The following is a 10,454-nucleotide window of genomic DNA, read 5'->3' as shown; positions in this document are numbered from 1 at the left end:
ACGCCCAGTCCTGTTTCGCGCAGCTTCGCGGCATCGTTCACAACGTTGCAACCCAAGCCGACATAGGCCCCCTTGACGAAAGCCTGAAATGGGGCCAGCCCGCGTGGCGTCCAAAGCGCGCGCGCACCGGATCAACGTTGCGTGTGGATTGGTCACCAGAAACTCCAAATCGTCTGCTCGCCTTTGTCGACTGCAAGACCGATTTGGCGGCGCAGATGGACCACCGCTTTCCAAAGCAGTTCCACAATGACGGGCGGCGCGCGTTGGGGTTCGACCTTGATACACCACTGGACGAGGATGCCGTTTGGCACCTTGCCCACATCACACTGACCTACCACAGGTCCAAACGTCAGGGCTGATCAGCGCACCGCCGCCGAATGCCCCCACGTCACTGGGCAAAGCATTGCGTATCAGCCCGGCGACCCGTTCACCTCGCCCAAAAGCCATGTTAGCCGCGCCCCTTGATTCATGGGGATGAACGCACTGATGGCCGATAAAACAAACGCAACAACTGCCGATCTCGCCACCCAGAACGGCGTGTTGCCGCTGCGCAACCTGCAGCTTCTGGGCGTTGTCGGAACAGAATCCAGCCGCCGCGCGCTCTTGCGCACAGCGGGCGGGCAGACACGCATGGTGCGGGTCGGCGACACGTTCCGACAGGGTACCGTCATCGCGATAGGTGAAGACCGGGTGGTTCTGGCTGGTGGGGTCGGCCAACGCACGCTTACTTTGCCGGACCGACCGAAGGCAGCCGCTTGACCCTTGGCCCGCCACAAGGCAAGAGCGGGCCATGACACAGACCGCTCTTATCACCGGTGCATCCCGCGGCCTTGGCGCCGCGATGGCGCTGGCCCTTGCGCCGACACATCACATCATCGCGGTGGCCAAGACGACCGGCGCTTTGGAAGAGCTGGATGACCAGATCACTGCCAAAGGTGGCGCCGCAACTCTGGCGCCCATGGACATCGGAAATGACGCGGCCATGCAAACGCTGTGCCGTGGCATCTTTGATCGCTGGGGCAGCCTGAATATGTGGGTGCACTGCGCAATCCATGCTGCACCGCTGGCGCCGACCAGCATGATTGACCCCAAGGACATGTCGAAATCCATCGCGGGCAACGTGACGGCCACGGCAACACTGATCACCTATATTGCCCCCCTCCTTGGCACGTCGGGCAAGGCTGTGTTCATGGATGATCCGGTGGCCGGGCAATCCTTCTACGGCGCATATGGTGCGACCAAGGCCGCGCAAATCGCCCTGGCCCGCAGCTGGCAAGCCGAGACGGCAAAGACCGGTCCACAGGTACATGTTGCCACGCCTAAGCCCATGCCGACCGCGACACGTGCACGCTTCCATCCGGGCGAAGATCGCTCTCCCCTCGCCAACCCGGCGGATGAAGCAGCGCGTATCCTATCCGAAATCAACGGTTGAACAGAACAGGCAAGCATGACCCAATAGGATCATGCTGTCCCGCCTGACACGATTTGACCGGCCCCGACCGCCTGCGCGGTCCGGTACCTTACAATCCATCTACGATGCGGCGGCAACTGGCTGGCAGGACGGCATTTCCAAGCTGGGGTTTCTGGCGGCCTATGCCGACCTGATGTCTTCGGTTCGGGTTTCCAGAAAGGCACCAAGGGTACTGGACGTCGGCACCGGAACGGGCGCCTTCGCGCAGGCGTGGCTGGACGCGCACGGGGCGCCCGCCACCCTGACACTGACGGACATCTCACAATCCATGCTCGACACAGCCGCGGCCCGGTTGCCCGGCGCCGTCACGATTGCGACCCCGCTGGGAGGGCAATTGGAACATATGCCGCCGCAGGATGTCGTGTTGTGCGCCCACGTCATCGAGCATCTGGAGGACCCGCAAGCGGCCTTGGCCTGGTTGCATGATCAAATTGCACCCGGCGGTCTGTTGGTCCTGGCCCTCTCTCGTCCCCACTGGTGCACGGCACTTGTGCGATGGCGGTGGGGCAACGCCGCGTATCACCCGGCGCAGGCCAAACAGATGTTGGAGACGGCAGGATTTGCAGACATCACGCTTCACCCGTTCAAGAGCGGTCCACCGAGCCGCGTGTCACATGGGTACATCGCCATTCGCCCGTAGCGGGTACGCAACGGTCCCATGTCGCCGGTCCAAAAAAACCGCCGCCGGGAGCCACGACAGTTGCCCCGCGCGTGCGCGGCACATAGTAAGGCGCAAAGGGGCGACATATGCGCATTCTCATCACAAATGACGACGGTATCTCGGCGCCTGGCCTTCAGGTGCTCGAGAAGATCGCAGCAGATTTGGCCGGACCGGACGGGCATGTAACCACTGTGGCGCCCGCATTTGAGCAGTCGGGCGTGGCCCATTGCATCAACTATGCGCGGCCCTTCATGTTCCAACAGATCGCGCCCAATCGGTACACGGTTGAAGGCAGCCCGGCGGATTGCGTCCTTGCGGGACTGCATCAGGTGCTGGACGGCCCGCCCGACCTGATCCTGTCCGGCGTGAACCGGGGCAACAACTCGGCTGAGAACGCGCTGTATTCCGGCACCCTGGGCGCCGCCATCGAAGGAGCGTTGCAAGGCGTGTTGTCCATCGCGTTGTCACAGTATTTTGGCCCCGCGAACCGAGAGCTGGATGACCCGTTCGAGGCGTCCGCCACCCATTGCAAGGCGCTAGTTGAGCGGATTATTGCCGCCACGCCCAAGGCTCAGCCCGGGTACCAGTTGTTCTACAACGTCAACATCCCGCCCGTAGCGGCAGCTGATTTGAAAGGCACGCGCGTTGTGTCGCAGGGCCTGCGCCCCGGTGTGGGGTTCCATACTGAACAGACGCAATCCCCCAGCGGACGGAACTTCCTGTGGATCCGGGGCGGCAACCAGCATGTCCACACGGCCCCCGATACGGACGCTGCCGTGAACCTCGATGGCTATATTTCGGTCACGCCCATGCGTGCGGATTTCACTGCGCATGACATGCTGGGTCAGCTTGGGTCTATCGCCACATGAGTGAGGACACCGATCTCGCCACGCGCAAGATGCAGTTCCTTTATGCGCTGCGGTCCAAGGGTGTGACTGACAAGCGTGTGCTCGGCGCGATGGAAGAGATCGACCGCGGACCCTTTGTGCGTGGGCTGTTTTCCGAGCGGGCATATGAAGATATGCCTTTGCCCATTGCCTGCGGGCAGACCATCAGCCAGCCATCGGTCGTTGGCCTGATGACGCAAGCCTTGAATGTCACCCCCCGGGACAAGGTGCTCGAAATCGGGACCGGGTCCGGCTACCAGGCGGCCATCCTCGCCAAACTCGCGCGCCGGGTCTACACGATCGACCGGCACCGGCGGCTCGTGCACGAAGCGCGCGCGATCTTCGAAGAGTTGAACCTGCACACCATCACTGCGATCACGGGGGATGGGTCTTTCGGTTTGCCAGACCAGGCGCCCTTCGACCGCATCATCGTCACAGCCGCAGCCGAGGACCCGCCCGGCCCCCTGCTGGGTCAGTTGAAGGAAGGTGGGATCATGGTGCTGCCCGTGGGGCAATCCGATGCCGTGCAAAGCCTGATCCGTGTGCACAAAACGGCAAACGGCCTCGAATATGACGAATTGCGCGATGTGCGCTTTGTTCCCTTGCTCGAGGGCTTGGGCAAAGACTGAAACTGGTGTAAACATCGCGCAACCGACAAGGCCCCCATTCACGAGGGGTCAGGCAGAGGACGACGCAGATGATCCCGACCCTACAGCGCCCCCGTGGGCCCCTGATGATTGCAACCTGCGGTTTGCTGGTGCTGGCAGCCTGCGACGAGCCGTTGGATTTTGACCTGCGCGGTCTTGGTGGCGGGTTCACGACGGCCGAGGCGGCACAGAACGCAACAGCGGACAGACCGGAACCGGACAACCGGGGCGTCATCTCTTATCCGAACTACCAAGTTGCCGTCGCCAGACGGGGCGATACGCTACAGGATGTGGCGACCCGCGTTGGGTTGCCGGTGTCTGAGCTGGCAAACTTCAATGGCGTTGAAACAGACGTGCCGCTGCGCAACGGCGAAATCATCGCACTGCCCCGCCGTGTGTCGGAACCCTCGCCACTGACTGGCGCAATCGGCACCGGCCCCATTCAGCCATCATCCGTGGATGTGACCACGTTGGCAGGCAACGCGATCGACAATGCCGCACCAACGCCTGTGGCCAATGCTCCGACAGCAACACCTCTGCCCCAAACGGGTCAGGAGCCAATCCGCCACCGGGTAGAACGGGGTGAGACCGCCTTTACAATCGCGCGGCTGTACCAGGTCCCCGCAAAATCGCTGGCGGAATGGAATGGCCTTGGCGCAGATTTCGCCGTACGTGAAGGACAGTACCTGCTGATCCCCGTGGCGCGCACCAACGCGCCCGAACGGCAAGCTGCAGCACCGGACACTGCGACAACGGCCCCCGGCGCAGGGTCGCCGACACCACTGCCGCCCAGCTCGGCTAAACCTTTGCCAGAAGACGATACCGCCAACCCACCGGCTGCAACCCCGGACCCTGACAAGCCGGTTGCGGATGTTGGCCAGACCAGCGCGCCTGCCCAGTCCGGTGAAATGTCCCTGCCCGTTCAAGGGACAATCATTCGCGACTACGCGAAGGGCCGCAATGAAGGCATCGACATCCAGGCTGCACCAGGCACGGCTGTCAGTGCAGCAGCAGGCGGCACCGTCGCGGCCATCACGGAAAGCGCCGAGGGCGTGCCGATCATCGTTGTCCGGCACCCGGATAACCTGCTGACCGTCTATGCCAACGTCACGGACGTGACTGTTGCGAAGGGCGACACGGTATCCCGGGGACAATCCATTGCGAAACTGCGCGACACCAGCGACACGGCATATGTCCACTTCGAAGTGCGCGACGGTTTCGACAGCGTGAACCCCAACCCGTTCTTCGAATAAGGTGGACCCTGGGCAATTGCGGCTGATTGCCACTCACGCGGGTGAATGTGCCGAAATTGCCCCAAACATTCCCTGAATTCTCCGCAAACAACGGCGTATGGCCCTAACTCCGCCCGGTTGAGGGATCAGAAACAATCCAAAGAAACTGTTTGGATTGGTTCAGGCCCATGCCTGTCTTTTACGGATACAGCTTTGCCCTGCGGGGCATTCAGACCACGGTCAACGGCGCGGCGAACAACTATGCTTTCGCACCGACCGGCACCTGGCGCTACACGGGCGACACCACTTACTTCGTGGTGAACGAAAATGATGGCGCCACCGTATTCAATGGCGACGGTGCCAACAACGAAACGGTCCAGGCCCAGGAACGTATTGGCGGCGCATTCCCACAGACTGTGACGATTGACGGCACAGACCGACAGATCATCTGGGACTACACGTTCACCGTGACCGACGGCACAACCACGTGGCAAGTGGCTGTCATCGACGTCGACCTGAACAATGACAACGACCTCAATGACGGGGCCGACGCCACTGCAACGGACGAAGACGGCTACTTTCTTGTCTTTCCCGATGGCATTCCCCCGCCCAACACGGACCTCACGATCGGCGGCATTGTCGAGAACGGCGAATTCGTTCCACACGGAGATCTTGGCGGCACGATCGTGTGCTTTACGTCCGGCACATTGATCGAAACACCGACAGGTCCCCGCGCCATCGAGGCGTTGAACAATGGTGACCTTGTCCGAACTGGCACGTCAGGCCCACAACCCATTCTCTGGGTGGGTCAAACGACCGTTCTAGCCACCGATGACCTCGCCCCCATCGTCATCTCTGCGGGTACCCTTGGAAACGACCGTGATCTTGTCGTGTCGCCACAGCACGCGATCATGCTGACGGATTGGCGGGCCGAATTGCTCTTTGGTCAGGACGAAGTTCTTGTCCGGGCCAAGGATCTGCTCTGCATGGATGGTGTCTATCGAAAGGTCGGAGGGCGCGTGACCTACCACCACATCCTGCTGTCTGCCCACAACGTGGTGAAGTCGCACGGCATCTGGAGCGAAACCCTCTACCCCGGCTCAATCACCATGGGCGCCGTCGGGGATCATGCCCGCCTTGAAATCGAACGGTTGTTCCCGGATCTCGCCAGCTATGGCCCGATGTGCGCACCATGCCTCAAAGGGTTCGAGGCGCATCTCCTCGCGGCCTAGAGCGCCACGCCCTGTCGCCCGGCAAGGTCACAGAAATACTGCCATGCCACACGCCCCGATCTGGACCCCCGCGTGGCCTGCCATTCAATGGCCTCGGCCCACAGCGTATCGTCATCGATCTTGACACCATAGGCGGCACAATACCCACGGATCATCGCAAGGTACTGGTCCTGATCGCACGCATGGAAGCCCAGCCAAAGGCCAAACCGGTCGGACAGGCTCACCTTTTCTTCGACCGCCTCGGACGGGTTGATGGCGCTGCCGCGCTCATTCTCGATCATGTCGCGGGGCATCAGGTGACGGCGGTTCGACGTGGCATACAGGATCACATTGTCGGGCCGTCCTTCGATGCCACCATCGAGCACAGCCTTGAGTGATTTGTAATGCTGATCATCGTGGCTAAAGCTCAGATCATCGCAGAACAGGATGAAACGTGCATCCGGCGCCTGCCGCAAGACGTTCAGCAAGCGCCCAACGGACGGCAGGTCCTCTCGATGCAGTTCGACAATCTTCAGTTGCTGAAAATCCACTTCAAGTGCGCCATGTATTGCTTTGACAAGGCTGGATTTTCCCATACCACGCGCGCCCCATAACAGCGCGTTGTTTGCCGGCAATCCTTGGGCAAATTGCCGTGTGTTGGCCAACAGTGTATCGCGTGATCGCTCGACCCCAAGCAGCAGATCCAATGGCACGCGCGACACATGCGCAACGGGTTCTAGCCGATCGGGGCCGGTCTGCCAGACAAAGGCCGCAGCCGCATCAAAATCGGGAGTGTCCAGCGGCGCAGGAGACATCCGCTCCAGCGCCGCCGCGATGCGGTCCATAGGGTCGTCGATCACTTCAGATCTTCCTCGGACAGATCACCAAGGTCATCCTCGTCGTCAAAATACCCTTCTTCACGCAGTTGCGCGTCGCGCTTTTTCTCAACGCGGCGGACCAGCCAGATCGAGACTTCGTAAAGACCGTAAACGACCGTGAACAGGATCAGCTGCGTGATGACGTCGGGCGGGGTGACAACAGCCGCCAGCACCAGAATGCCAACCATCGCGTATTTGCGCACGTTGGCGAGACCCTCGGAACTGACCAGCCCAGCTTTGCCCATCAGGGTCAGCAGCACGGGAAGCTGAAAGCACAACCCAAAGGCCATGATGAATTTCAGGGTGATATCAAGGCTTTCGTTGACCTTCCCAAAGAAGGTGATGGTTGGCCCCTCGCTGGCCGCTTCGGGCGTAATGACGGCGCCATCAGGCAATGTTTCGGGATTGCCGAACACAATCGCTAGCACCGAAGACACATCCGCAAAGCCCAAGAAAAACGCCATGGCCAGCGGAGTCACAACGAATTGCGCAAAACTCGCGCCGAGCAGGAACATGACCGGCGACGCAATCAGGAACGGTAAGAAGGCATTCTTTTCCTGCCGGTACAGCCCGGGCGCCACGAACCGCCACATCTGGAACCCGATCACGGGAAAGGCCAGCGCAAAGCCAAACACCATCGAGATGCGGAACAACGTGAACAGGTATTCCTGCGGCGAGGTGTATTGCAGCGTCGGCGACGGATCCCCCAACTCGCGCAGCGTGTCCACGATGGGCTCCATCAGGAAATTCAACACGTGCACCGCGATGAACTCACCCTGAATGGGGATAAAGAACACCGTAATCGCAATGATGAACGCGATCACGGACCGGATCAGCCGCGTGCGCAGCTCGGCCAGATGTTCAATCAGTGGCGCTGTGCTGTCATCAAGGTCTTCGGTCTGGCTCATCTAGCTCTCTTTCGGCGCCTGAGCTTCAAGCTCTTCTGCTTTCTTCAACGCATCCGCGGCCTCTTGCGCCTTGCGCTCAGCCTGCGCGCGGGCGGTCGCGGCCTGGATTTTGCGCGCATTCTCGGCCCGCTCTGCCTTCTCAGCAGCCAGTTTGCCCGTCTCACTCTCCGGATCGAGGTCCGTGAGGGACGAGGTCACATCCCGCGCCGCATCCTTCACCCCGTCCATGGCGCTGCCAATCGGATTGGTGGCCGTCTTGATGGTGCGTTGAATATCCTTGACGCCGGCCTCGTCCGCCGCCTGGTTCATGGCGGATGAAAACTCGCGCGCCATACCCCGCGCCTTGCCGACAAAGCGACCGACATTGCGAAACACCATCGGCAGGTCCTTGGGGCCAATGACGATCAACGCCACGATCCCGATGACCAGCAGCTCAGCGAGGCCGAGATCAAACATGGATCAGACCTTGTCTTTTTCGGACTCAGGCGTGATGTCCTTGGCCTCTTCGGCCTGGGCCGCTTCCAGCTCTTCCTTGCCTTCGTTGATGCCCTTCTTGAAGCTGGTGATGCCTTTGCCGACCTCACCCATCAAGCTTGAAATCTTGCCGCGGCCAAACAGCACCAGCACCACAACGGCGATCAGCAGCAGGCCCGGAAGTCCGATGTTTCCAATTCCCATGGTGTTTCTCCCATCTCTGGCGACGGAATGCCGCCTGTCGGTCCCTGTTCTATGGTTTTGCCGCAGTTGCGAAAAGGCCGATGGCTGGCTTGACGGTCACGAAGACGCCAAATCCGCAAGAAATTTGCTATGGCCTATACCCAACTGACAGGTTAATGTCAGTTGGCTATCCCTAAACCTGGCGCATCACCGCTCGAACACAGGAGAAACCGATGCGCACACTGACAACCACCCTCTTTGCAGCCACGATTGCCCACGCAGCCGCCGGCGAAGGCACAGGCAACACGCACCTCGTCGCTGAAATCGTCACATTCCGGCTGGTCGATGGCACTGATCCGGCGTCTTTTATCACCGCTGCCGACGGCATGGGCCCCTTTCTGCGCAGCACGGGCGCCATGATCACGCGCACCCTGTCCTCGGATGACAGCGGCCTGTGGACCGATCACATCACATGGGTCTCTCTCGACGCGGCAATGTCCGCCGCCAAAGAGATGTTCGCACGTCCAGAGGCGCAGCCCGTCATGTCGATGATCGACCATGACAGTATCGACATGCGCCACGCCCCCATCCAGCTGCAACAGGAGTAACATGCGCCGCACCGACCGCCTCTTTGACATCATCCAGATCCTGCGCGACGGCAAGTTGCACAAAGCGCAGGAGATCGCGGATGTCTGCGAGGTGTCGGTGCGCACCATCTACCGCGACATGGACACGCTGGTCGCCTCCGGCGTGCCCGTGCAGGGTGAGCGCGGCGTGGGCTACATGATCACCGAGGCGATCAGCCTGCCGCCCCTCACCCTCACAACCGAAGAACTTGAGGCGCTGAACCTCGGCATGGCAATTGTCGCCGAAGCGGCGGATGACACGCTCAAATCCGCCGCGCGCACGCTTGCGGACAAGATAGATGCCGTGCTGCCCGAACGCACGGTGGCAGAGGCAGACAAGTGGAAGTTCGCGGTCTACCCCTTTGCCGATGCAGTCCGTGGTTTTGCCCAGATGCCCACATTGCGCGCCGCTATTCGAGCCAAGCAAAAGCTGCAACTCACCTATCACTCTAAGGGGGACAGGATCACGACCCGCATTATCCGTCCGCTGCATATGGAGTATTGGGGGCGGGTATGGACGCTGACGTCATGGTGCGAATTACGCAATGATTTCAGGGTGTTTCGCGTTGACCTGATCCAATCGGCCGAGGCCCTGCCAGAGATGTTCGTGGACGAACCGGGCAAGCGGCTCTCCGATTACGATCCGAACCTGTAAACCGCGCCTGGGTCGGTGGGTGGGCGCCTTTTGCGCCATTTAGGCGCAAAACAGAGCCGCCAACGACGTCACGTGGTCAAAGGAAGGAACACCTCGATCGCCGCAACCGCCATCACGGCGACATCACCGGCCACTGGCACATCCAGCCCGCCCTTTTCCGCGATAACTTCGACAGATCCATAAGGCAGCAGCCCCGCAATCACATCCACGTCGACAGCCTCCGGGCGCGGCACAGCCACGTGCACCACAACACGCATCGTCTCGCGGTCGACACCCAACGTGCCAAAGATCGGCAAGGATGCCCCTTGCAGCGCCTGCTCCACGGCGCGCTTCGCGGCCTTCGTATCATCACGACCATGCAGGTCCACGCCCTGCGCCATCTCGATGATCAACCGTTGCTCAGGCATTTGGCACCTCCACCGAAACGATCAAAGCGGCCTGCGCCATTACCGTTGGGTTTCCCTCACCCTCGGGCCGAGCAACATCCAGCCCCCCTTTTTCAACCACGAATGATGTCTCGCCATAAGGAAACACTTCGGCCAGCACAGCCGTGTCCACCAGCTCTGGCTTGGCGCACCCGATATGCACCTTGATCCGCATATCCTCTTTGCCCACACCCAT

General features: G+C 60.9%; 16 protein-coding genes. 10 read left to right on the top strand and 6 right to left on the bottom strand.

Annotation, left to right across the window (positions count from 1 at the left end):
• From AC6RA8_RS13110 to AC6RA8_RS13075, 8 genes are all read left to right on the top strand, one after another.
• On the top strand, window positions 1–359 hold a 359-nt coding region (locus tag AC6RA8_RS13110), incomplete at its 5' end, for a hypothetical protein (protein WP_500353190.1).
• Between the two features lie 127 nt (window positions 360–486).
• Window positions 487–759, top strand: a complete 273-nt coding sequence (locus tag AC6RA8_RS13105; protein ID WP_500353189.1) for a hypothetical protein — start codon at window positions 487–489, stop codon at window positions 757–759.
• A 31-nt stretch (window positions 760–790) separates the two neighbouring features.
• A complete protein-coding gene (locus AC6RA8_RS13100; protein ID WP_500353188.1) occupies window positions 791–1,432 on the top strand; it encodes an SDR family NAD(P)-dependent oxidoreductase in 642 nt (213 codons plus the stop codon).
• A gap of 31 nt (window positions 1,433–1,463) precedes the next feature.
• Complete coding sequence (locus AC6RA8_RS13095; RefSeq protein ID WP_500353187.1) at window positions 1,464–2,111, top strand: class I SAM-dependent methyltransferase; 648 nt, start codon at window positions 1,464–1,466, stop codon at window positions 2,109–2,111.
• Window positions 2,112–2,218: 107 nt separating this feature from the next.
• Window positions 2,219–3,001, top strand: coding sequence for a 5'/3'-nucleotidase SurE (surE, locus tag AC6RA8_RS13090; RefSeq protein ID WP_500353186.1), 783 nt, complete (start codon window positions 2,219–2,221; stop codon window positions 2,999–3,001).
• Complete coding sequence (locus AC6RA8_RS13085) at window positions 2,998–3,648, top strand: protein-L-isoaspartate(D-aspartate) O-methyltransferase (RefSeq protein WP_500353185.1); 651 nt, start codon at window positions 2,998–3,000, stop codon at window positions 3,646–3,648. The genes surE and AC6RA8_RS13085 overlap by 4 nt, the downstream gene beginning before the upstream one ends.
• 68 nt (window positions 3,649–3,716) lie before the next feature.
• Window positions 3,717–4,919, top strand: coding sequence for a peptidoglycan DD-metalloendopeptidase family protein (locus AC6RA8_RS13080; protein WP_500353184.1), 1,203 nt, complete (start codon window positions 3,717–3,719; stop codon window positions 4,917–4,919).
• 167 nt (window positions 4,920–5,086) lie between these two features.
• The gene (locus AC6RA8_RS13075) at window positions 5,087–6,130 is read left to right on the top strand and encodes a Hint domain-containing protein (RefSeq protein WP_500353183.1); all 1,044 of its coding nucleotides are present in this window, start codon (window positions 5,087–5,089) and stop codon (window positions 6,128–6,130) included.
• On the opposite strand, the gene AC6RA8_RS13070 is transcribed toward AC6RA8_RS13075, so the two are convergent.
• Genes AC6RA8_RS13070 through AC6RA8_RS13055 form a run of 4 tightly spaced genes read right to left on the bottom strand, consistent with a single transcriptional unit; the run spans window position 6,127 to window position 8,573 of the window.
• The gene (locus AC6RA8_RS13070; protein WP_500353182.1) at window positions 6,127–6,969 is read right to left on the bottom strand and encodes an ATP-binding protein; all 843 of its coding nucleotides are present in this window, start codon (window positions 6,967–6,969) and stop codon (window positions 6,127–6,129) included. The genes AC6RA8_RS13075 and AC6RA8_RS13070 overlap by 4 nt on opposite strands.
• A complete protein-coding gene (gene tatC / locus AC6RA8_RS13065) occupies window positions 6,966–7,895 on the bottom strand; it encodes a twin-arginine translocase subunit TatC (RefSeq protein ID WP_500353181.1) in 930 nt (309 codons plus the stop codon). The genes AC6RA8_RS13070 and tatC overlap by 4 nt, the downstream gene beginning before the upstream one ends.
• Window positions 7,896–8,351 (bottom strand): Sec-independent protein translocase protein TatB, encoded by a 456-nt coding sequence (gene tatB / locus AC6RA8_RS13060; protein WP_500353180.1) that lies wholly within the window; start codon window positions 8,349–8,351, stop codon window positions 7,896–7,898.
• 3 nt (window positions 8,352–8,354) lie between these two features.
• Complete coding sequence (locus AC6RA8_RS13055) at window positions 8,355–8,573, bottom strand: twin-arginine translocase TatA/TatE family subunit (RefSeq protein ID WP_189369922.1); 219 nt, start codon at window positions 8,571–8,573, stop codon at window positions 8,355–8,357.
• Window positions 8,574–8,785: 212 nt separating this feature from the next.
• Here AC6RA8_RS13055 and AC6RA8_RS13050 point away from each other — a divergent pair, with 212 nt between their 5' ends.
• Window positions 8,786–9,160: a hypothetical protein gene (locus AC6RA8_RS13050; protein ID WP_500353179.1), complete on the top strand. Its 375-nt coding sequence runs from the start codon at window positions 8,786–8,788 to the stop codon at window positions 9,158–9,160.
• A 1-nt stretch (window position 9,161) separates the two neighbouring features.
• Window positions 9,162–9,833, top strand: a complete 672-nt coding sequence (locus AC6RA8_RS13045) for a helix-turn-helix transcriptional regulator (RefSeq protein ID WP_500353178.1) — start codon at window positions 9,162–9,164, stop codon at window positions 9,831–9,833.
• Between the two features lie 68 nt (window positions 9,834–9,901).
• Here AC6RA8_RS13045 and AC6RA8_RS13040 read toward each other — a convergent pair whose 3' ends face one another.
• Together AC6RA8_RS13040 and AC6RA8_RS13035 are read right to left on the bottom strand one after the other, a co-directional pair.
• Window positions 9,902–10,240, bottom strand: coding sequence for a Lin0512 family protein (locus tag AC6RA8_RS13040; protein ID WP_500353177.1), 339 nt, complete (start codon window positions 10,238–10,240; stop codon window positions 9,902–9,904).
• Window positions 10,233–10,454: Lin0512 family protein (locus AC6RA8_RS13035; RefSeq protein ID WP_500353176.1), on the bottom strand; the 222-nt coding region annotated here is incomplete at its 5' end. The genes AC6RA8_RS13035 and AC6RA8_RS13040, both read right to left, overlap by 8 nt.

This window comes from Tateyamaria sp., assembly GCF_059783535.1.
The sequence above is the reverse complement of the archived record's forward strand: the minus strand, read 5'-3'. Positions and strand labels throughout refer to the sequence as shown.

Bases quoted from the DNA above. Each gene is read 5' to 3' on its own strand.
- AC6RA8_RS13105 (WP_500353189.1), top strand. From the start codon at position 487: ATGGCCGATAAAACAAACGCAACAACTGCCGATCTCGCCACCCAGAAC.
- AC6RA8_RS13100 (WP_500353188.1), top strand. From the start codon at position 791: ATGACACAGACCGCTCTTATCACCGGTGCATCCCGCGGCCTTGGCGCC.
- AC6RA8_RS13095 (WP_500353187.1), top strand. From the start codon at position 1,464: ATGCTGTCCCGCCTGACACGATTTGACCGGCCCCGACCGCCTGCGCGG.
- surE (WP_500353186.1), top strand. From the start codon at position 2,219: ATGCGCATTCTCATCACAAATGACGACGGTATCTCGGCGCCTGGCCTT.
- AC6RA8_RS13085 (WP_500353185.1), top strand. From the start codon at position 2,998: ATGAGTGAGGACACCGATCTCGCCACGCGCAAGATGCAGTTCCTTTAT.
- AC6RA8_RS13080 (WP_500353184.1), top strand. From the start codon at position 3,717: ATGATCCCGACCCTACAGCGCCCCCGTGGGCCCCTGATGATTGCAACC.
- AC6RA8_RS13075 (WP_500353183.1), top strand. From the start codon at position 5,087: ATGCCTGTCTTTTACGGATACAGCTTTGCCCTGCGGGGCATTCAGACC.
- tatC (WP_500353181.1), bottom strand. From the start codon at position 7,895: ATGAGCCAGACCGAAGACCTTGATGACAGCACAGCGCCACTGATTGAA.
- tatB (WP_500353180.1), bottom strand. From the start codon at position 8,351: ATGTTTGATCTCGGCCTCGCTGAGCTGCTGGTCATCGGGATCGTGGCG.
- AC6RA8_RS13055 (WP_189369922.1), bottom strand. From the start codon at position 8,573: ATGGGAATTGGAAACATCGGACTTCCGGGCCTGCTGCTGATCGCCGTT.
- AC6RA8_RS13050 (WP_500353179.1), top strand. From the start codon at position 8,786: ATGCGCACACTGACAACCACCCTCTTTGCAGCCACGATTGCCCACGCA.
- AC6RA8_RS13045 (WP_500353178.1), top strand. From the start codon at position 9,162: ATGCGCCGCACCGACCGCCTCTTTGACATCATCCAGATCCTGCGCGAC.
- AC6RA8_RS13040 (WP_500353177.1), bottom strand. From the start codon at position 10,240: ATGCCTGAGCAACGGTTGATCATCGAGATGGCGCAGGGCGTGGACCTG.